This is a genomic window from Actinokineospora lacus (assembly GCF_053813445.1).
Genome location: NZ_JBQERA010000012.1, coordinates 239,332 through 260,216 on the forward strand (window position 1 = coordinate 239,332; position 20,885 = coordinate 260,216).

15 protein-coding genes and 1 pseudogene are annotated in these 20,885 nt (G+C 72.3%); 9 read left to right on the top strand and 7 right to left on the bottom strand.

The genetic code is table 11. The features are described from left to right. Nucleotides 1-85: 85 nt before the first annotated feature. Nucleotides 86-670: a DUF7711 family protein gene (locus tag ACTG9Q_RS27085; protein ID WP_455575729.1), complete on the bottom strand. Its 585-nt coding sequence runs from the start codon at nt 668-670 to the stop codon at nt 86-88. Nucleotides 671-797: 127 nt separating this feature from the next. Between ACTG9Q_RS27085 and ACTG9Q_RS27090 the strand changes: the two genes are divergently transcribed. Together ACTG9Q_RS27090 and ACTG9Q_RS27095 are read left to right on the top strand one after the other, a co-directional pair. After that, entirely contained in the window at nt 798-3,707 is a 2,910-nt protein-coding gene (locus ACTG9Q_RS27090; RefSeq protein WP_455575730.1) for an NACHT domain-containing protein, read from the top strand. A 153-nt stretch (nt 3,708-3,860) separates the two neighbouring features. Further along, complete coding sequence (locus ACTG9Q_RS27095) at nt 3,861-4,235, top strand: FKBP-type peptidyl-prolyl cis-trans isomerase (RefSeq protein WP_455575731.1); 375 nt, start codon at nt 3,861-3,863, stop codon at nt 4,233-4,235. Between the two features lie 36 nt (nt 4,236-4,271). Here the strand turns inward: ACTG9Q_RS27095 and ACTG9Q_RS27100 are convergent, their stop codons facing one another. After that, nucleotides 4,272-5,015 carry an alpha/beta fold hydrolase gene (locus tag ACTG9Q_RS27100; protein ID WP_455575732.1) on the bottom strand — a complete coding sequence of 248 codons (744 nt, stop codon included), beginning with the start codon at nt 5,013-5,015 and terminating at the stop codon, nt 4,272-4,274. Between ACTG9Q_RS27100 and ACTG9Q_RS27105 the strand changes: the two genes are divergently transcribed. Both ACTG9Q_RS27105 and ACTG9Q_RS27110 read left to right on the top strand, forming a co-directional pair. Further along, complete coding sequence (locus ACTG9Q_RS27105; RefSeq protein WP_455575733.1) at nt 5,014-6,270, top strand: cytochrome P450; 1,257 nt, start codon at nt 5,014-5,016, stop codon at nt 6,268-6,270. The two genes, ACTG9Q_RS27100 and ACTG9Q_RS27105, sit on opposite strands and share 2 nt — an antisense overlap. 32 nt (nt 6,271-6,302) lie before the next feature. Further along, the gene (locus tag ACTG9Q_RS27110) at nt 6,303-7,364 is read left to right on the top strand and encodes a hypothetical protein (protein WP_455575734.1); all 1,062 of its coding nucleotides are present in this window, start codon (nt 6,303-6,305) and stop codon (nt 7,362-7,364) included. Between the two features lie 179 nt (nt 7,365-7,543). Here ACTG9Q_RS27110 and ACTG9Q_RS27115 read toward each other — a convergent pair whose 3' ends face one another. Continuing rightward, nucleotides 7,544-8,071 (bottom strand): hypothetical protein, encoded by a 528-nt coding sequence (locus ACTG9Q_RS27115; RefSeq protein ID WP_455575735.1) that lies wholly within the window; start codon nt 8,069-8,071, stop codon nt 7,544-7,546. A 195-nt stretch (nt 8,072-8,266) separates the two neighbouring features. After that, complete coding sequence (locus ACTG9Q_RS27120) at nt 8,267-9,271, bottom strand: Gfo/Idh/MocA family oxidoreductase (protein WP_455575736.1); 1,005 nt, start codon at nt 9,269-9,271, stop codon at nt 8,267-8,269. Between the two features lie 177 nt (nt 9,272-9,448). Here ACTG9Q_RS27120 and ACTG9Q_RS27125 point away from each other — a divergent pair, with 177 nt between their 5' ends. Together ACTG9Q_RS27125 and ACTG9Q_RS27130 are read left to right on the top strand one after the other, a co-directional pair. Next, complete coding sequence (locus tag ACTG9Q_RS27125) at nt 9,449-9,847, top strand: SSI family serine proteinase inhibitor (protein ID WP_455575737.1); 399 nt, start codon at nt 9,449-9,451, stop codon at nt 9,845-9,847. Nucleotides 9,848-10,033: 186 nt separating this feature from the next. Then, nucleotides 10,034-11,284: a nitric oxide synthase oxygenase gene (locus ACTG9Q_RS27130; RefSeq protein ID WP_455575738.1), complete on the top strand. Its 1,251-nt coding sequence runs from the start codon at nt 10,034-10,036 to the stop codon at nt 11,282-11,284. A 43-nt stretch (nt 11,285-11,327) separates the two neighbouring features. On the opposite strand, the gene ACTG9Q_RS27135 is transcribed toward ACTG9Q_RS27130, so the two are convergent. Continuing rightward, entirely contained in the window at nt 11,328-13,217 is a 1,890-nt protein-coding gene (locus ACTG9Q_RS27135; RefSeq protein WP_455575739.1) for a beta-propeller domain-containing protein, read from the bottom strand. A gap of 155 nt (nt 13,218-13,372) precedes the next feature. On the opposite strand from ACTG9Q_RS27135, the gene ACTG9Q_RS27140 reads away from it, so the two are divergent. Continuing rightward, nucleotides 13,373-13,957 carry a DNA-binding protein gene (locus tag ACTG9Q_RS27140; RefSeq protein WP_455575740.1) on the top strand — a complete coding sequence of 195 codons (585 nt, stop codon included), beginning with the start codon at nt 13,373-13,375 and terminating at the stop codon, nt 13,955-13,957. 19 nt (nt 13,958-13,976) lie between these two features. Continuing rightward, nucleotides 13,977-14,629: pseudogene (locus ACTG9Q_RS27145) on the top strand (RES family NAD+ phosphorylase). Here the strand turns inward: ACTG9Q_RS27145 and ACTG9Q_RS27150 are convergent. Then, nucleotides 14,626-16,557 (bottom strand): S9 family peptidase, encoded by a 1,932-nt coding sequence (locus tag ACTG9Q_RS27150; RefSeq protein WP_455575741.1) that lies wholly within the window; start codon nt 16,555-16,557, stop codon nt 14,626-14,628. The pseudogene ACTG9Q_RS27145 and the gene ACTG9Q_RS27150 sit on opposite strands and share 4 nt — an antisense overlap. A gap of 66 nt (nt 16,558-16,623) precedes the next feature. After that, on the bottom strand, nt 16,624-17,634 hold the full coding sequence (locus ACTG9Q_RS27155) for a TerC family protein (RefSeq protein WP_455575742.1): 1,011 nt from the start codon (nt 17,632-17,634) through the stop codon (nt 16,624-16,626). Between the two features lie 343 nt (nt 17,635-17,977). Here ACTG9Q_RS27155 and ACTG9Q_RS27160 point away from each other — a divergent pair, with 343 nt between their 5' ends. Then, complete coding sequence (locus ACTG9Q_RS27160) at nt 17,978-20,845, top strand: alpha/beta fold hydrolase (RefSeq protein ID WP_455575743.1); 2,868 nt, start codon at nt 17,978-17,980, stop codon at nt 20,843-20,845. Nucleotides 20,846-20,885: the final 40 nt, after the last annotated feature.

Here is a 20,885-nt window from a genome sequence, read left to right on the forward strand (position 1 = left end):
GGCCGCCCCCGGCACGTCCGTGGTTGCCACCCGACTGGGCGAACCGGTGCAGATCCGGTATGGCTCGGTGTCCCGAACACCGGGGTCAGGTTGTCAGGTGGGTTGTGGCGTCGAGGAGGTCCAGGTAGCCGGCGGTGGCTTCCCAGAGGGCGTCCGCCTGGGGGTCGAGTTTGCCGGGCTGCCAGCGTTTCTCGGCGTACTCCGCTGAGCGGCGGCGTAGGGCGGTGAGGCTGGTGGCGGTTTCCCGGGCGATGCGCTCCACCAGTTCGTGGGGTTCGGGGGCGGGGGCGCGGACGGAGTCGCCGTGGCCGTTGGCGATGGCGTCCAGTGTGGATTGGTGGGTTTCGCCCGCCCAGATCAGGGCGGGGCGGGTGAGGCGGTGGTTCCAGACGGGTCTGGTGCGCCAGTACGGGGTGAAGGGGCCGCGGGACAGGCGGGAGGCGGCGGACCAGTGCTGGGCGCCGGGGGGCGTGGTGAGCCACGGGACCTCCGGCTGGTCGACCACCAGCGCGACGGTGACCGAGTCGAGGTCGTTGGGCTCGCCGAGGATGTCGCCCGCCGCCCACAGCTCGGTGACCCGCAGCGGGTGGATCGAGGTGGGCGCGCTCGCCAGGCGGGTGCAGGCGTCGGCCAGTTCGGTCAGGTGGTGTATCGCCCGGGTCCACTTCACCGACCCATCCTGCCCGCAGGCCAACCGGTCCACGATCTCGGCTGGCGCACCCGCCACAACATCCCGTTTCCGGTCAGGGACAAGACGTACTCCCCGCCCCACCGGGACAGCTGTACCGTGATCATCCGTGCGACGAGACCCGCCGATCACCTTCCGGGGCGCCCTCAAGATCCTCGGTCACCACGACCGGCCCTGGCTGGATCGGCTGAACAAGCTGGTGGGTGGGGTCATCCTCGGGTCCGGCGGGATTCCGCCCGTCTCCGCGCTGTGGGGGTGGGTGGATCAGAAGAACGAAGCGGTCGGTCTGGTCCGCTCGGCGCTCGACAAGGTGTCCGACCGCCTGGCAGGCACGAACGGCCTCCTCCGCCAGGACCTCGTCGTCGCCGCCCACTCCACGATCGTGCTGACCGCCTACTTCGACGCCATCCAGGCGTACCTTGACGAGCACCACGGTCAGGCGAAGATCACCGAGGCCGAGAAGGTCCTCCTGGCCGCGGGCGCGATCCCCGACGGCGGCGATTCGCTCGTGCGGGCGCTCTACTCAGGGTCAGTCCCCACCCCGTCCGCGACCTGCGACTTCGAGTCGAACGTCGCCGTCGTCCACGGCTGGGCGATCCAGTTGACCGGCGACCTCGCCGCCCCGTTCAGCGGGACAGGCGTGGCCTTCGCCGACCCGGAGGGCATCGGACGGGACGTCCGGGACCGCTACCGCTCGCACTTCCTGTCCCTCGCCGCGACCGTGCCCGAGTTCGCGATCTGGGCGAACATGACCGGGCAGGCCGCGATCGGGACCGCCTTGGCCGCACTGACCGCCCTGCTCACCAACGGCCCGCGCACCGACCCTCCCGACCACCGGTCGCTGCTGGATCAGGCCAACCAGGCCGAACTGGACCGTCCTGTGGTCGAGACGGCGAGCGCTCCACCGGTCTTCCCCACCGTGCGCGGCGTCTTCCAGACCCCGCGCTACCGCATCGAATGCGTCGACTCCCAGCACTCGATCGCCAACGAGGACTGGTGGTCGGAGACCCCCATCGCCGACGACCTGCCCCACACCCTCGCCCGGCACTTCAGCTCACCGGAGTCCACCGAAGGGCCGCTCCTGCTGCTCGGGCACCCCGGCGCGGGCAAGTCCCTGCTGATGAAGGTGCTCGCGGCCAGTCTGCCCGCCGCGGACTACACCGTCGTGCGGGTGCCCCTGCGGCACGTGGACGCCAGCGCGTCGATCGCCGCCCAGGTGGAACAGGCGCTCCAGCGGACGACCAACGGCCGGGTGTCCTGGACCGCCCTCGACGGGAACGGCGACACGATCCGCGTCGTGCTGCTCGACGGCCTTGACGAACTGCTGCAGGCCACCCCGCACGACCGCACCGCCTACCTGCGCGACGTGGTGGAGTTCCAGCAGCGCGAGGCGACGATGGACCAGCCGGTCGCGGTCGTCGTCACCTCCCGCACCCTGGTCGCCGAGCGGGTCACGGTACCCAGTGGCACCACCGTCGTGAAGCTGGAGGAGTTCGACGACACCCAGATCAGCGCGTGGATCACCGAGTGGAACCGGGTCAACGCGGGCACCGGCGCGCGACCACTGTCGACGGGGATCGCGCTGGCCCGGCCCGAACTCGCCAGGCAACCGCTTCTCCTGATGATGCTCGCGGTCTACTTCGCCGACCCGGACGCGGTGTCCCCCGCCGCTGACATGTCCCTGACGGACCTGTACGAGCGGCTGTTCGACGCCTTCGCCCGCCGGGAGGTCGCCAGGAACCCGGTGACGGACGTCGAGCACGCCGTCGCCCACCACGTGCGCAGGCTGTCGATCGCCGCGCTCGGGATGCTCAACCGCGGGGCGCAGCAGATCAGCGAGGCCGACCTCAGCGCCGACCTCGCCGCCCTGGGCGACCCGGCGCCGTCGGGCAAGCGGTTGCTGGGCGAGTTCTTCTTCATCCACGCCGCGCAGGCCACGACCGACACCGTCGTGCGGACCTATGAGTTCCTCCACGCCACTTTCGGCGAGTACCTGGTCGCCGACCGGGTCGTGGAGGTGCTGCGCGACGTCGCCGAGAGCGCCTACGGCAGGCGGAACCCGCACGAGCCGGACGACGACCTGCTGTTCGCCCTGCTCTCCCACGAGACGCTGGCGACGCAGCCGCCCGCCCTCGGCTTCATCAAGGCGAAAATCGCCTGTCTGGACACTGTGGAGCAGGATCGGATCATCCGCACGCTGGTGCGGTTGCTCAGGACCTACCACCGCCGCACGTCACTGGGCCGCTACGAGCGGTACGCGCCCACTGAGATCGACACCGTGCGCAGGCTCGCGTCCTACTCGGCGAACCTCACGCTCCTCCTGACCCGCGCCAAAGAAGGCGGCTTCGAACTCTGGACCACCCGAGTGGGCGAAGCACAATTCTGGATTGATCTCCCACGATGGGAGTCGACTGTCCAGCTGTGGACCGCGGGCCTCAGCCTCCAGAACTTGAAGGCGATGCTGCTCACCATCCACTTGGTCAACGGCCGCCGTGTCGTCGCGGGCCACTCCGCCGCCGAATGGCTGGACGAGAGCCTGCGCATCGCCCAACTGGGGAACAACTACGCGTTGGAGAAAACCCTCCGGATGGGAGTCGCCATCGACAGAGGTGTCTACTACGACAAACCAGACCGTCCGGATTGGCAGAACGCCTGTCTTCCCTGGCTCACGGGAATGCTGGCAGGCCGATCTCCTGGGCTGTACTTCCCACAGCGTCCCTCTCCCCGTGTGCCCGCCGACGTGGTGCAATCCGTCGCTGAACTCGCCACTCGGGTCATGGTCACCATGTTCACCAACTGGTCCCCCGAGTTCCTTGACAGGTTCCTGCGGTGGCTCATCGCATTGCCCGGGGTCACCCACAACCCCGTGGCATTCTTCGTCGTCACCTGGAGGCATCCTGAGTACCAGCGGGTCCCCGGCGTGGTTGAGCTGATAGCCAGGGCTGAGCGCCAACTGCACTTCATGGACGAGGCCGACCTGGAGGTCGTCGAGTACATCCTGGCGAGCTTGCTCCAGTAAGAAGGAGCGGCCCCGCCGTCGGGGGGTGACGGGGCCGCTGCCTGGGTGTCGTTCAAGCCGTCCCCGGTGTTACCGGCGGGTCGTCGGGCGGGCTCCCGGGCCTCAGGAGAGGATGGCGGCGGCAATCGCAGTCGAGGAGAACGAGGTACGGGTATGGCCGCGCAGAAGCCCGAGGTCGAGCCGATCGAGGGGGCGCCGCCCGCTGACCTGGACCAGACGGACATCACCGTCGGGGACGGGCCCGAGGCCCAGCCCGGCCAGCTGGTCAGCGTGCACTACGTCGGTGTCGCCCACTCCACCGGCGAGGAGTTCGACTCGTCCTGGAGCCGCGGGGAGGCCTTCGAGTTCCCGCTGGGCGCGGGCCGGGTCATCGCCGGGTGGGACCGCGGCGTGGCGGGGATGAAGGTCGGCGGCAGGCGCAGGCTGGTCATCCCGCCGCACCTGGGTTACGGCGAGCGCGGCGCGGGCGCGGTGATCAAGCCCGGGGAGACGCTGATCTTCGTGGTCGACCTGCTGGGCGTGGGCTGAGCAAACGGGGCCGCCCAGCACCTGGGCGGCCCCACCTCAGCGCAGGCGCTCCAGCAACGGCGCGAGGGCCGCCGGGTCCTCGACGTGCGGGCTGTGGCCGAGACCGGGCAGGATCACCGGCTCCGCCAGGGTCCGCAGGTGATCGACCGGGCTGAGCGGGTCGTCGGAGCCCGCGGCGAACACGACCGGCGCGCGGGAGGCGGCGAGCAGGCCGGGCAGGTCCGGGCGGCCGACGGCGAACGCGGCCGGGTCGAGCGCGAGCCGCCAGCCGTCCTCGACGGGCACGACCAGCCGATCGGCAGACGCCCAGGCGGGCAGACCGGCCACCTTGCGCGCCCGGTCCAGCGCCTCCTCCTCGGAGGCGAACACCCGGGACGGCCGCGCGGCGAGGTCGGCGGCCTTCGCCAGCTCCTCCGGCGACCAGCTGACCTTCACCCCCAGCGCGCACACCGCGGTGACCCGCGCCCCGAACCAGCCACTGGCCAGCGCGAGCCCGACCACGCCGCCGAGCGAGTGCCCCAGGACCGCCACCGGCCCCGGCGCCACGCGCGCGACCGCGGCCGCCAGCGTGCCGAAGGAGTACGCGGGCAACGGCACCGACTGGCCGTGCCCGGGCAGGTCCAGCGCGATCCACGAGCCCGGCCAGTGGTCGATCACGCCCGACCACACCGCCGCCGAGCCGCCGAGGCCGTGCAGGAGCAGCAGGGCGGGGCCGTCACCGCCGCGTTCGACATGGAGTTCTTCCACGCCGCCGATCATGCCGTACGACAATGCCCCCATGGACACCGCCGCGCTGCTGGACCCCGACACCTACGTCCGCGGCGTTCCGCACGCCCTGCTCGCCGACCTGCGGGAAGACGCCGCCGTCCAGCGCGTCGGGGACTTCTGGGCCGTCCTGCGCCACGCCGAGGCACGCCACGTCCTGCGCACCCCGAAGACCTACTCCTCCCACCTCGGCGGCACCCAGGTCCGCGACCCCGCCACCCCGGAGGACCTGCGCTACGTCCGCAGGATGATGCTGAACCAGGACCCGCCCGAGCACGGCAGGCTCCGCGGCCTGCTGGCCAAGGCGTTCACCCCGCGCGCGGTGGCCAGGATCACCGACCGGATCGAGGAATGGGCCCGCGAGCTGATCGGCGGCGCCGTGCGCGAGGGCGGGTTCGACTTCGCCAAGGGGATCGCCGACCTGCCGCTGCTCACCCTGGCCGAGGTGTTCGGCGTGCCCGCCGAGGACCGGATGCTGCTGTTCGACTGGAGCAACCGGGTCATCGGGTACGAGGACGCCGAGTACGCCGACAGCCGGGTGGCCACCGGCGGCACCGCCATCGCCCGCCGCGCCCTCGCCCTGCGCCCCCGGCCGGGCCCGGACGGCGAGCTGCCCGACCCGCGCACCCGCGAGGGCATGCCCGACCTCTACGCCTACGCCCACGGTCTCGGCGAGCTCAAGCGCGCCAACCCCGGCGACGACGTCATGAGCACCCTGATGTCGGCAGAGGACAGGGTCTCGATCGAGGAGTTCGAGAACCTGTTCTGGCTGTTCTCCGTCGCGGGCAACGAGACCCTGCGCAACGGCATCCCGGGCGGGATGATCGCCCTGATGTCCAATCCGGACTCCTACGACGCCCTCATGGGCGACGCCGCGCTCCTCGACACCGCCGTCGAGGAGATGCTGCGCTGGTGGTCGCCGGTGATGAACTTCCGCCGCACCGCCACCGAGGACACCGAGCTGGCGGGCACGGCCATCCGCGCGGGCGAGAAGGTGGTCGTCTGGTTCACCGCGGCCAACCGGGACCCGAGAGCGTTCCCGGCGCCCGACACCTTCGACATCGCCCGCACCCCCAACGACCACCTCACCTTCGGCCACGGCCCGCACTTCTGCCTGGGCGCCGAACTCGCCCGCGCCCAGCTGCGGGCGGTCTTCCGCGCCGTGCTCGCCCTCCCGGGCAGGCTGAGGCCCGCGGGTCCGCCGGTGCGGCTGCGGTCGACCTTCCAGAACGGGATCAAGAGCCTGCCGGTGCGCCTGGCTCCCCGGTAGCGTGATGCGGAGCGACGACTGGGGGAACGCCGATGAGGGACCTGCTGCTGCTGGCCGACGAACCCGCCGAGTCCGCCGCGGCCTTCGGCACCCTCGGCCTGGCCGTGGGCTGGGTGCGCCACCGCGGCACCGGGGCGCCCGCGGCCGAGTTCGTCCTCGACGACCCCAGCGGCACCCTGGAACCGCTGTCCCGCCTGCGCGCGCTCTGCCGTGAACGCGACCTGCGCCCGGTGTACGCCGCGGGCACGACCGACGCCTCGGTCGTCTACGCGACCCTGTGGGCCGAGGCCCTGGGCGTGCGCTGCGCCTGCCCGAGCGAGTGCGTCGACTTCTTCTACGACCGCCTCGTCCAGCGCCGCGAACTGGGCGGCCATCCCTGGAACGTCCCCGCCGTCGCGGGCGACGAGCTCGACGCCCTGCCCGGCCCCGGCCCCTGGGTGGTCAAGGCCCGCGGCGGGCCGGGCAACTCCCTGCGCTGCGCCACCCCGGCCGACGTGGCCGCCGCCGTGGGCGCCGAGGGGGCCGACCGGGTGGTCGAGCCGTGGCTGCCTGGTGTGGACGTGGCCATGGACGCCTTCTACGTCCACGGCGCCATCCGCATCACCGCGCTCGGCGAGTCCACTGTGGACAAGAACGTGACCGCGTGGCTGGCCGGTCCGGTGCTGCCCGAGGAACTCGTCGCCGACCTGCTCGCCGACCTCGCCGACCTGCTCACCGCGCGCGGTTTCGAGGAGGGCCCGGTGCACGCCCGCTTCCGCGTGCGCGGCAGCACCCCGACCCTGGTCTCGCTGCGCCCGCGCCCCGGCGGCGACGGGCTCTCGGCCCTCGGCGCCGCGACCGGCTCGGCGGGCCTGATGGACTGCTACCGCCGGATGCTGCACGGCGACGACCTGCCCGCCTACGCCTTCCCGGACAGCTGGGCCTACCAGGTCCGCGCCGCGGCGGGCGTCTCCCCCGCACCCGCCCGCGCCGCCGTCCCGGCCGCGGAGTTCACCGACCACGGCGCCCGCGGCTGGTCCCTGCGCCTGCGTACCGCCCACGAGACGGCCGCGCGCGCGGCGAGGAGCCGGATCGAGCAGGCGCTCGGCCTTTAGAACCGTGGTGTGCCAACACTTTCGGACACCAATGGCATTGCGACGCCGCGCGCCGAGGCGAAGACCGCGGGGACCTCGCGGCAGCACAGCCGCGGCGCCGACTCCTGAGAGTCGGACACGCGGACTCCGCTTCGGCGCGCGCCTTCACTCCCGTGATCAGGAGCGCGGGTGGCGGTGGATCAGCAGCCGCCGCAGTTGTAGTACGTCACGTCCCAGTGGTTGCTCTCTTTGTAGTAGATGTTGCCCGAGCCCGCGCGCCACTGGTTGCCGCCGATGTAGGTGAAGTTGCCCTGCACGTAGTTGTTGAGGCACGTGCTGAGGGAGAAGTCGAGCTTGTAGCCGTTCCAGTGGCTGTAGGTGCCGCTGGCGTGGCCGACCTCGGTGCCGCCGGTGACGTTCAGCGCGCACCCGCTCGCCGACTTCAGGGTCTGCGCGCCCTGGATGGACATCAGGTTGACCTGCTCGAAGGAGGTGCAGGTGGAGTTGTAGCGGTTGCTGCAGTTGCCACTGGACGACCAGGTGATGTTGGACGAGCGCAGGCGGGTGGTGGCCTGGCTGTGCGTCAGCTTGGTGACGAGCACGCCCACCTCCCCGTTCGCCGGGGTGAAGACCGGGTCGACCTCAGCGGCGGCGGTGCCCGCCCCCATCCACACGCCGATGGCGGCGACGGCGGTGACGAGGGCGCCGCGTAAGAGACTGGTGCGCAAGGGTTTCTCCTTTTCCCGGGCAGCACTCACCAGGCCAGGGGGACGCCGGGCCGGACGAGGTGCGTGCGGACTGTGGAGCGCAGCGCGCCGGTTTGTCGGCAGGGGTGCCGGGCGCGTCTCCACCCCGAGGGTAAATGCCGGACAACCGGCTAGCCCAGAGTCCGCTCAGGGATTTTCCAACCAATCGTTCCCTGTTTACCGACCGGGAACGACCGGGCGGCCCTCGGCGACCGAGCGCAGCGCGGCGTCGATGGTGTGGGCCAGCTCGATCGACGACTCCGGCGAGACCGGCGCCTGGGCGCCCTCGCGCAGCCAGGCGGCGACCGCGCGGTAGTAGCCGAGGTAGTCGCCGTCGTGGAGCGCGACGGCCTCGACGGTGTCGGTCACGAGTTCACCCGCCAGCGGGTAGGTGCCGAAGCCCGCCGTCGTGGGGACGATCCCGGAGCGGGCGGCGGTCTCCTGGGGGTCCAGTCCCCAGGTGCGGAACCCGGCCTCGGCGCCCGCGACCACGAACCGCGGGGCGACGGGCACCGTCGAGTCGCTCATGCGCAGCACGGACCGGACGCCGGAGGCGTGGGTCAGCAGGATCGTGGCGTCGCGTGGGCCGCGGGACTCGGCGTGGACGGAGGCGGGCGGGCCGAAGAGCACCTGCGCCTGGTCGGCGAGGTGGGTGCCGAGGTCGTAGATGATGTCGGTCATGTCCGCCGGGTCGGTGCTGGCCTTCCACGCGGTGCGGCTGGAGCGCGCGGCGCGCTCGAAGCGAGACTCGAACCGGCCGACCTCGCCGAGCCTGCCCGCCTCGACCAGCTCGCGCACGGTGCGGAAGTCGCCGTCCCAGCGCCGGTTCTGGAACACCGTGACCCGCCCGTCGGCGAGGAGGTCGCCGACCTGCGCGGCGGTCGCGGCGGCGGGCTTGTCGACCACGACGGCCTTGCCCGCGGCCACGGCGGCGGCGGCGTGCTCGACGTGGAAGCGGTTGGGCGAGGCCACGACCACCAGGTCCACGTCCGCGGCCAGCAACTCCTCCACCGAGGACAGGACGGCGACGTCCGGGTAGCGGGCGCCGACGGCGGCGGCGCGGGTCGGGTCGCCGGTCACCACCGCCGCGAGCCGCAGTTCCGGGACGGCGTCGATGTACGGCGCGTGGAACGCGCTGCCCGCCAGGCCATAACCGATGACACCCACCGCGATGCGGTCCACACCTGTTCCCTCCGCCGACACCCGAACGTGTACAGCATCTCACCCTTGGCCCGCGATAGTCTGCGATAGCCCGCCCTGACGAAATTCGCCCGCCGCGTGTGGCTTATTCTCGCCAAACCGCCCGCGGCCACGGCGCAGCGCCACCGCGGCATTCCCTGATCGCACCATAGGAGAGCCATGCCCATCAGCAGAAAAGCCATCGCCGCATTCACCGCCCTCGCCGCGGTGCTCGTCGCGGGTCCGGTGGCCATCGCGTCGCAGCACCCGGAGGAGGAGCACGCGGTGCTCGCGCTCACCGTCACCGGCCGTCACGGCGGGATGAAGGCAGGCACCCTGCGCTGCGGGCCGGACGGCGGCTCGCACCCGAACGCCTCGGCGGCCTGCGAGGCGTTGACGCAGGTGGAGGGCAACCTGCGGCTGCTCAACACCGAGCCGAACATGGTCTGCACCCTGGAGTACGACCCGGTGACCGCCACCGCCCGGGGCTTCTGGAACGGGGAGATGATCGATTACCGCGAGGTCTTCCCGAACGCGTGTGCCATGAAGTCCTACACCGGCCCGGTATTCACCATCTGAGGCCGCGCGGAAACGGGCTCACCGCGACAGCGGATGGGCCCGTTTCGCCATTTCCGGAATTGTCACCCCATCGAGTTGTCATCATATCGAGCGATGCTCGACAATTCCCGTCACCCTCCGCCGCAACTTTCCGCCATTCGGGTGAGGATTTCGCCCAACTCGGGGAAGCAGGGTATGTTCCCGCGGGTGACCGGCCAGATCTGGACGCTTCCCCATCACTTAACCGACACCGAGCCCGAGCCCGCGCGCGACGGCGTGGCCGACGCCGAGCAGGCCGCGGAGTTCATCGAGCGCTTCCACGCCGAGCACCCCGACACGGGTCCGGCCGAGCCCCGCCTGCGCTGGGTGCGCGCGGAGATCGAGCTGACCGGCACCTACCGGCACACCTCCGCCGAGCTGGCCTTCGGCGCCCGCATCGCCTGGCGCAACAGCGCGCGCTGCATCGGCAGGCTGTACTGGCAGAGCCTGCGCGTGCGCGACCTCCGCGCGGTGCACCGCGCCGCCGAGGTCGCCGAGCAGTGCGTCGAGCACCTGCGCCTGGCCACCAACGCGGGCCGCGTCCGCCCGACCATCACCATCTTCGCCCCGGACGCGCCCGGCCGCCCCGGCCCGCGGATCTGGAACGAACAGCTCATCCGCTACGCGGGCCACCGCCGCGACGACGGCACGGTCCTCGGCGACCCCCGCTACACCGCCTTCACCGACGCCGTCCGCGACCTGGGCTGGGTGCCGCCCGCCCGCCTCGGCGCCTTCGACGTGCTGCCCCTGGTCGTGTCCACCCCCGAGGACCCGGTGCACCTGCGCGGCCTGCCCCAGGACGCGGTGCTCGAGGTCCCGATCGCGCACCCCGACCACGCCTGGTTCGCCGACCTCGGCCTGCGCTGGCACGCCGTCCCGGCCATCAGCGCCATGCGCATGTCCATCGGCGGCGTCGACTACCCGGCCGCCCCGTTCAACGGCTGGTACATGGGCACCGAGATCGGCGCCCGCAACCTCGCCGACCGCGACCGCTACGACCTGCTGCCCGTCGTCGCCGAGCGGATGGGCCTGGACACCTCGTCGCAGGCCACCCTGTGGCAGGACCGCGCCCTGGTCGAGCTGAACGTCGCCGTCCTGCACTCATTCGCCGCCGCGGGCGTGACGATCTCCGACCACCACACCGAGTCCGAGCGGTTCATCAAGCACCTGGCCAAGGAGGAGCGTGCGGGCAGGCGCTGCCCGGCCGACTGGAGCTGGATCGTCCCCCCGGTCTCCGGCGGCCTGACCCCGGTCTTCCACCGGTACTACGACACCGAGCACCTGCGCCCGGAGTTCGTCACCGACCCCAGCAGCGTGGCCGCGGCGATCCACGGCACGCCGCCGGAGTTCCCGGTGCGCTCCCCTGACGCCGAGCACGTGCCCTGGGCGTACCTCGGGCCCGCGCGGACGGCCAGCTAACGAGACAGGCAGCTAAAGAGACAGGCAGCCAGCGGACGGGCAGCTAGCCGAAGGGCAGCCAGGCCAGCTTGTCGAGGCTGTCGAGCCCGCTGGCCTGCACACCGCCGTGGGAGAACGTCCACAGCGCGTCGCCCGCGATCACCGTGCGGCTCACGTAGTCGTGCTGGCCCGGGTTCACGACCGTGCCGATCTTCGTGAGCTTGTCCGGGGTCACCCGCAGCAGCACCGCGCCACCGCCGTTCGCACCGCTGACCGGCAGGACCACCAAGTCGCGCTCGGCGTAGTACAGGAACGCGTGCGGGTCGTGCTCGACCACCGAGTAGGTGTCCGGCTCGTGGTGCTGGGCGATGCGGCTCGGCACGGGCCCGGAGACGTCGAACAGCGAGACCTGGCTGCCGGTGGTGCGGCCCTCCTCGGTCGCCTCCTGGCCGACGCCGAGCAGGCGGCCGTCCCCGATCGGGTGCAGGTACGCCGAGAAGCCGGTGATCTTGAGTTCGCCGGTGACCTTCGGCGCGGCCGGGTCCGAGAGGTCCACCGCGTAGAGCGGGTCCGTGCGGCGGAAGGTGACGACGTAGGCGGTGTCGCCCAGGTAGCGCACCGACTGGATCTGCTCGCCCTTGCCGAGCCCGCCGACCCGGCCCACCTGGGCCAGCTTCTGGTCCCGGCGCTCCAGCACCGCGACCGCGCTCTCGGACTTGCGCGCCTCCTCTTCCGATGCGGGGCCCCAGCCCATCGCGCTGCCGGTGGTGGTGGCGACGCGCAGCCTGCCGTCGTGCTCGGAGAGCGAGTACTGGTTGAGCAGCCACCCGTCGACCTCCCCGGAGGCCAGGTAGGCGGGCTTGCCGGGCTGGGCGACGTCGAACTGGTGGATCGCGGTCTTGGCCGGGCCGGGCGGGGTGGACGGCCTGCTGGTGTCGGCCGTGCTGAAGATCACGTTGCTGCGCGGGGTGCGGTCGTCGGCGACGTAGAGCGAGGTGCCGTTGCCGTAGATGGTGTCGCCGTCGGCGGCGATGGCGATGGTGTCCTGCGTGGTCAGGTCGGCGCGCAGGTCGACCGACAGCACGCTGAGCAGCGCGGTGCCGGTGTAGTCGGCGGGACGGCTCAGCGCGGCGCAGTCGACGAGCCTGCCCCCGCCGCCGGGCTCCAGGGTGTAGCGGGGCAGCCAGTCGTCGATGGTGGAGCGCTGGATGACCCCGCGGTTGCGCTGGGTCGCCTTGTCCTCCTCGCCTGCCTCGTCGGGGAAGCTGAACTCAAGCCGCGGTGCGGAGCGCACGACGATCCGGGCGACGGAGCCGACCATGCGGGCGTCGAGGGTGGCGCCGTCGACGGTGAGCGTGCGCAGGACGCGGCGCTCGGCCAGGTCGACCAGGGCCAGCCCGCCGCGCTCGATGTAGGCATCGGGCGCGTGCTCCGGCATGAACGACACCAGCGCGCGGTCGCCGTCGATGAGCACGGAGTCCGCGTGGCCCGGCAGCGCGATGCCCGCCTCCAGCCTGCGGGCGGCGACGTCGACCACCCGCAGCTTGCCGTCGACCACGCTGACGATCCGCCTGCCGTCGGTCTTGACCACGTCGGGCTCGTCGGCGGCGGCCTCGTGCACGTTGGTGCTGGAGAAGCCCTTGTCCGGAGCCGATCCCGCCGCCGCGGAGTCCTCCACGGCCATCGCGCCGCGGCCGAACACCATGGCCGAGCCCTCCAGCCCCCACGGCCCGACCTTCGCCAGCCCCGCCCGTTTGAGGTCGGCGAGGGCGGCGTCGCAGGTGTCGTAGGCGACCAGGCGGATCTGGCCGCCGAGGTCGGCAGGCGGGGTGGGCGCCGCGGTGGTGTCGGTGTCGCCCACGTACCACGCGGCGCCGATCACGACCGCCCCCAGAGCGGCGATGGCGGCCGTGGCCGTGCCGATCGATGGCCAGCGGCGGGACTCGGTTCTCATGCCGCACAGACGGACAGGCGAATGGATGGGGTTGCACCGGGGTAGTCAGCTATCATTGGGGACACAGCGTGTTCGAGTATGTGCGATCCGTGTTTATTCAGGTGAGTTCCCCCACAAAGGCGCACGAACCCGCACATCCGGGATACTCTAGGCGCATGACGATGGCGCTGGAGACCGTGCTCGCGAAGGCGGGGCTGCGGATCGACCCGAACGAGTTCCTCGGACTCGTGGAGGACGCCGCCCGGCGGCTCTCGCCCGCGGCGGCCGACCCGGCCGACTACTTCACCCCGGAGCAGCGCGCCACCCTCGCCGACGTCGGCCTGGACCTGACCCCCCGCAGGCCCGCCGAGGTCGACTCGCGCGCCCGCGCCGTCGCCGCCGAGGCCGTCCTGCGCGACTCCGCCCTCACCGTGACCGCCGCCGCGAGCGTGGTCGGCGTGGACACCAGCCGCATCCGGCACCGGCTCTCCGCGGGCAGGCTCGCGGGCTGGAAGGACCGCGGCGGCTGGCGGCTGCCCGCGTGGCAGTTCGTCAACGGCGGCGTGCTGCCCGGCCTGGAGACCGTGCTCGCCACTGTGCCCGACGACCAGCCGCCCCTGGTGGTCGCCGCCTTCATGACCACCCCCCAACCGGAGCTGCGGGTCGAGGACCGCCCCGCGACGCCGCGCCAGTGGCTGCTCGCGGGCGGGGCGCCCGACCGGGTCGCCGCCCTGGCCGCCACCCTGGGCATCCCGGCCTGACGAAGGAACCCATAACCGCATGTCCCGGCTACCACAGCCGCCTGCCCCCGCCGACCTGAAGACCCTGCTGCGCATCGACGAGGACGTCGTCGCCGTGCACAGCGGCACCCACCTGGTGCGGGTCTTCGCCGCGGCGGGCGCGCACCGGCAGCGCTGGAATTCCTTCAGGTTCACCGGTCCCCTGCCGCACGCCCGGTTCGACCCGCACCCCCTGGGCCGCGACGCCGGCCCCGCGCACGACCCGGAGCACGGCGTGCTCTACTTCGGGCTCACCGTGCGCACGAGCGTCGCCGAGGTGTTCCAGCAGACCTCGGTGGTCGACCGCGGCACCCGGCGCCCCCACCTGGTGATCATCCGCCCCCGCCGCACCTGCGCCTGCTCGACCTGACCGGCCTGTGGCCGACCAGGGTCGGGGCGTCGCAGGAGATCAACAGCGGGAACAAGTCGATCACCCAGGCCTGGTCCCGCGCCATCCGCGCCGCCCACCCCGACCTGGACGGGGTGTGGTACCGGTCCTCCATGGACGGTGGTGAACCGGCGGTGTGCCTGTGGGAGCCGCCCTCGGGCGGCGCCATGCCCGCGGCGCCGGACCTGCTGCTCCCGCTGGACTACCCCGGCCTCGACCTGCCCCTGGCCCGCATCTGCGACGAGCTGAACTACACGCTTCTCTAATCTTTTACTGGCAGGTGGCGGTGCCACCAGTCCAGAACGGCGTCGAAGCGCTGTTTGCGGTGCCGCGGCTTGCCCGATCGGGTCAGCTCGTGGCCCTCGCCGGGGAACAGCAGCAGCTCGGCCTCCACGCCGTTGCGCTTGAGCTTGGTGTACATGCGCTGGGCCTGCTCGACCGGGCAGCGCCAGTCGTGCTCGGAGTGGACGACGGCGAACGGAATCGTGATCTTGTCGGCGTGGGTCAGCGGGCTCTTCTCGAGCAGGGCGCCCGGATCGGTGCCGCAGTACGCCTCGGCGAACCACCAGCCGATGTCCGAGGTGCCCGCGAAGGAGTCCCACGCGTTGACCGCGCGCTCGCTCCACGCGGCGGTGAAGCGCTCGCCGTGGTGGGCGGCCAGCCAGCCGGTCATCCAGCCGCCGTAGGAGCCGCCCATGACGCCGACGCGGGTCGAGTCCAGGTCGGGGCGCTCCAGGGCGGCGTCCAACACCGACAGCACGTCGTCGACGTCGAGGGTGCCCATCGCCTCGATGATGGCGCGGCCGTGCGATTCCCCGTACCCCGCCGAACCGCGCGGGTTGGGCAGCACCACGGCGTAGCCCGCTGCCGCGTACACCTGGGCCTCGTCGAACAGGCCCCAGCCGTAGTACATGAACGGTCCACCGTGGACGGACAGCAGCACCGGGTGCGGCCCGTCGCCCTCGGGCAGCACCACCCACCCGTGGGTGGCGTACCCGTCCGGCGCCGAACCCTTGATCTCCAAAGGCTGGCGGATGCCCCGCGCGCGCAGCGGCGCGGAGAAGTCCGTGAGCCGCAGGGTCTCGTCCGCCGACACCAGCACCAGCTCGCCCGCGCTGTCCCAAGTGGACAGCGTGCACACGACGCGGTCGCCGTCGGCGGCGAAGCCCTTCACCATGGCCTGCCCGCCCGCCACCAGCGCCAGCTCCGAGAGCACGGCCCGGTCGGCGTCGAAGGCCACCCTGCGCAGTTCCACCGCGCCGCGGTTGCGCACCCCGACCAGCACGCCGTCGGCGGTGAGGACCGGGCGGCCCGCGCCGCGCTCGCAGTCCACGGTCTCCGGGTCGGTCAGCCTGCGCGGCTCGGCCGCCCCGTCCAGGCGCAGCGGGACCGCCCACAGGCCGATGTTGCGGGCCACCGAGGTGTTGCCGGTGAACTCCTCGCCCACGAAGACGACGATGTCGTCCTGGCTCACCACGAGCATGTCCGCCGCGCCCGCCGAGCGGGCCACCAGCGCGGGCGCGCCGCCGTCGGCGGGGATGGCGTAGATGTCGGTGTGCAGGGTGTCGGCCGTGCCCCAGTCGCGCTTGGCCGAGACCAGCACGTGCCCACCGTCGGAGGTCCACGCGGGGTCGGCGGGCTCGGCGGCGCCGGTGGTCAGGGCGCGCGGCGGCTCGCCGTCGGCGACGTCCACGACGAACAGCTGCGCGGGGCGGTCGGTGAGGAACCCGATGTCGTCGAGGCGGAAGTCCAGGTTGGTGATGCGCCGCGGCGCCTCCGACCCGGCGTCCGGGGCGTCATCGACGCCGTAGCGCCCCGGCTCGGGCACGCGGGCGGTGAACGCGAGCCGCCTGGAGTCCGGGGCCCACACGGGCGTGCCCGCGCCCAGCGGCAGGTCGGTCAGCTGACGGGCCTCGCCGCCGTCGACCGGCATCACCCATAACTGAGGACTACTCCCCTTTTGGGTCACGCGCAGGAAAGCGACGTGGGTCCCGTCCGGGGAGAAAGCGGGCTGCAGGTCGCGGTAGCCGCGGGTGAACTCCCGCGCGGGACCGCCGTCCAGCGGTACCCGCCGCAGGCCGCCGCGATAGGCGTCCGCGTCCAGGTCGGGGGTCGAGACCCCGACCAGCAGCAGGTCGCCGTGCAAGGCGGGCGCTCCGGGCGCCGCCAGCAATTCGATGTCCTCTGGGCGCACCCGACGACCGTACCCGACAGTTAGCAAACCTCATGACCGTCGTTTATTACCAGACTTCCACAGTTCTCAGTGGTGATGGCCTGCGGTTTCGATGTTGAGCTTCGCGTTCTCGTCGCGCTTGGTCTTCACCAGGCTGGCGATGGTGGTGATGGCCAGCACCCCGACGATGACCGACAGCGAGATGAGGATGTTCGGCGTCCACACGTTCAGCGGCTCACCGCCGTTGAGGAACCCGAGCGAGTTGGTGTGCAGGGCTTCCAGGATCAGCTTCACGCCGATGAAGCCGAGGATGACCGCCAGGCCGGTGGACAGGTACACCAGGCGGGTCAGCAGGCCGCCGAGCAGGAAGTACAGCTGGCGCAGGCCCATCAGGGCGAACGCGTTGGCGGCGAAGACCAGGAACGGCTCCTTGGTCAGGCCGAAGATCGCCGGGATCGAGTCGACGGCGAAGAGCAGGTCGGCGGTGCCGATGGCGATCATCACGATGAACATCGGGGTGACGAAGCGCCTGCCGTTGATCTTCACGAACGACTTGCTGCCGTGGTACTCGTTGGTGACCGGGAAGAGCTTGCGGGCCACGCGGGTCAGGACGTTCTCGTGGTACTCGTCGTCCTCGTGGCCGATGCCCTGGCGGGCCAGGCCCCAGGCCGTGTAGATCAGGAACGCGCCGAACAAGTAGAACACCCAGCTGAACCGGGCGATCGCCACCGCGCCGACGGCGATGAAGATGCCGCGCATGATCAGCGCCAGCACGATGCCGATGAGCAGCACCCGGTGCTGGTGGATCTTCGGCACCTTGAAGGCGGCCATGATGATCAGGAAGATGAACAGGTTGTCGACCGAGAGGCTGTACTCGGTGATGTAGCCCGCGAAGTACTCACCGGCGTACTGACCACCCGAGAAGGCCCAGATCGCGCAACCGAAGGCGATGGCGCAGGCGACGTAGAAGGCGACCCACCGGCCCGCCTCGCCCACCGTCACCTCGTGCGGCTTGCGGTCGACGATGAACAGGTCGATCGCCAGCAGCAGCACCAGACCGCCGATCGTGGCGGCCCAAGCCCAGGCGGGGACGAGCATTTGCGATACCTCCGGTGTTCGGGCACACGCGAACAACCGGAGGTCTCTTCCGCCGGGCCGAAACCCGACCGCCGACCCCGGAGCCGTCCAGCGGCCCGTGCTGACGAGATCGACGCGAAGGAATACTCCCCTCCGACAGCCCCGGGCACGGGGCCACGTCGATTGTGGCTTGTCGGATCACAACGCACCAGTCGAGTCCGTTCCCTCTTGGGTTGTCGTTGGTCACACACGCGCCCGCGGGCCTGGTCAACCCCCGCGTGACCCGTCGCCCGAGGTCACCCGTCCGTGAGCGAGCCGCCACCCGCTGGGAGGTCTCTCAGCAAAGTTCGCATAACGTCGCCCCGTGCCCTCCATTTCACGCCCACGACTCCGCCAGGTGGTCGCCGGTGCGCTGGTCGCCGCGGTGGCGGCGGCCGGTGTCGTCTGGCTGAACACCGGCGACGACCCACCCCCGGTGACCACGGCCGACCAGCGCATCGAGGTGCCCGGCGGACCAGGCGAAGCCGCCCCGGTCACCCTCGACACCCGGCTGTACCTGCCGGAGACCACGCCCGCGCCCGCCGTGCTCGTCGCGCACGGCTTCGGCGGCTCCAAGGAGAGCGTCGACTCCGACGCGCGCGAGCTGGCCCAGCGCGGCTTCACCGTGCTGACGTGGTCGGCGCGCGGCTTCGGCCGCAGCACCGGCCGCATCGGCCTGAACTCCCCCGACCACGAGGTCGCCGACGCCCGCGCCCTGGTCGACTGGCTGGCGCAGCACCCGGAGGTGGTCACCGACGCGCCGGGCGACCCGCGCGTCGGGGTCACCGGCGGGTCCTACGGCGGCGCGCTGTCGCTGCTGCTGGCAGGCACCGACCAGCGGGTGGACACCCTCGTCCCGCTGATCACCTACAACGACCTCGGCCAGGCGCTGGTGCCCAACTCGGCGGGGCGGGCCGAGGCGGCGACGCCCGCGGCGAACCCCTTCGCCGACGACGGGGTGTTCAAGCGGTCCTGGGCGGGCATCTTCTTCGCCGCGGGCATGGGCGGCGCCGGTCTGGCCGACCCGGCCGGTGACGCCGTCGAGGAGGGCACCGACGACGACTCCGCCGACGCCGCGGGCGGCATCCCCGGCGGCGCCCCCGCCGAGGCGCTGCCCGGTGGCGGCCCGCCCGCGGGCATGGCCGGTCCGAGCGACCCGTGCGGCCGCTTCACCGCGACGGTGTGCGCGGCGTACGCGCAGGTCGCAGGCTCCGGGCAGGCCGACGCCGCGACCATGGCGCTGCTGCGCTCGGTCTCCCCCGCGGCGGTCACCGACCGCATCACCCAGCCGACGATGCTGGTGCAGGGCGAGCAGGACACCCTGTTCGGCCTCGACCAGTCCGACGCGACCGCCCGGCAGATCGCCGCGGCGGGCGGGGAGGTGAAGGTCGTCTGGTACACCGGCGGCCACGACGGCGGGCGGCCGGGACCCGAGCTGCGCGCCGAGATCGCCGACTGGTTCGACTACCACCTGCGCGGCGCGGGCGCCGACCCGGGCACCGGGTTCGAGTACGCGGTGCAGGGCGCGCTGCGGGCCCAGGGCGCGCCGTCGGTGCGCACCGTGACCGCCCCGGCGTACCCGGGGCTGGCGGGCGCGACGCCGGTGGAGCGGCGGCCGGTGCCGCTGGCCGGGCGGGAGCAGACCATCGTCAACCCGCCGGGCGGCAACCCGGCCTCGATCAGCAGCATGCCGGGGCTCGGCTCGGCGATCGGCAGCTCGTCGCGGCTGGCCGGGCGGCTGGCCATCGACCTGCCGGGGCAGGCCGCGCGGTTCCGCAGCGAGCCGATGACCTCCCAGCTGCTCATCGCGGGCGCCTCGACCGCGCGGCTGCGGATCGCGGCCCTGCCGGGCACGCCGCCGCCCCCGGGCGGCGCGGTGATGTTCGCGAAGCTGTACGACCTCGACGCCAACGGCGTGCGGACGCTGCCCGCCTCGGCGGTCTCGGCGTTCCGGGTACCCGACCTGCCCGCCGACGGCACGCCGGTCGAGGTGACGGTGGCGCTGCCGGGCATCGTGCGGCCGGTGGAGACCGACCACACCGTCGAGCTGGTCGTGACCACGACGGACCAGGCATACCAGGTGCCCACGCAGGCCGCGGCGTACCGCGTGGCGCTGGCGGAGGCCGCCATCGCGGTGCCGCTGGTGGCGGGCGTGGGGTCGAGCACGGCGCCGCCCGCCGGGCCGCTCATCGGCATCGCCGTGGTCATCGGGCTGGTGCTGCTGGTGGCCGTGGTGGCGTACGTCAGGCGTCGGCGAGCGGACAAGTTCGACCCGGAGCTGGCCGAGGTGCCGCTGGTGATCGAGGACCTCGCCAAGGAGTACCCGGGTGGGCTCAAGGCGGTCAGCGACCTGTCCTTCCGGGTGGAGCGCGGCCAGGTGCTAGGCCTGCTCGGGCCCAACGGCGCGGGCAAGACCACCACGCTGCGGATGCTGATGGGCCTGATCCAGCCGACCGGCGGCACGATCAGGGTGTTCGGCCACGGCATCCGCCCCGGCGCGCCGGTGCTGAGCCGGATCGGGTCGTTCGTGGAGGGCGCGGGCTTCCTGCCGCACCTGTCCGGGCGGCAGAACATGGAGCTGTACTGGGCCGCGACCGGGCGGCCGCTGGATGAGGCGCACTTCGCCGAGGCGCTGGAGATCGCCGGTCTCGGCGGCGCGGTGGACCGCAAGGTCCGCACGTACAGCCAGGGCATGCGCCAGCGACTGGCGATCGCCCAGGCGATGCTCGGCTTCCCGGACCTGATGGTCCTCGACGAGCCGACCAACGGCCTCGACCCGCCGCAGATCCACCAGATGCGCGAGGTCCTGCGCCGCTACGCCTCGACCGGGCGCACGGTGCTGGTGTCGAGCCACCTGCTGGCCGAGGTCGAGCAGACCTGCGACCACGTCGTGGTGATGCACCGCGGCAGGCTCGTGGCCGCGGGCACCGTGGAGGACATCGTGGCGGGCGGCGGCGAGGCCACCTTCCGCGTCGACGACCCGCTGGCGGCCGCCGAGGCCCTGCGCGGGGTCGGCGGCGTGGACGGGGTCACCGTCGACGGCGACCTCGTCCACGCCGACCTCGACGGGATGCCCCGCTCCCAGGCCCTCAAGGTCCTGGTGAACGCGGGCGTCGCCGTCGAGCAGGCCGGGCCGCGGCGCAAGCTCGAAGACGCCTTCCTCCAACTAGTCGGAGAGGAACCGCAGGCATGAGCGGGGACAACAACGGCCGCACCCCGGACTGGGGCGTGCC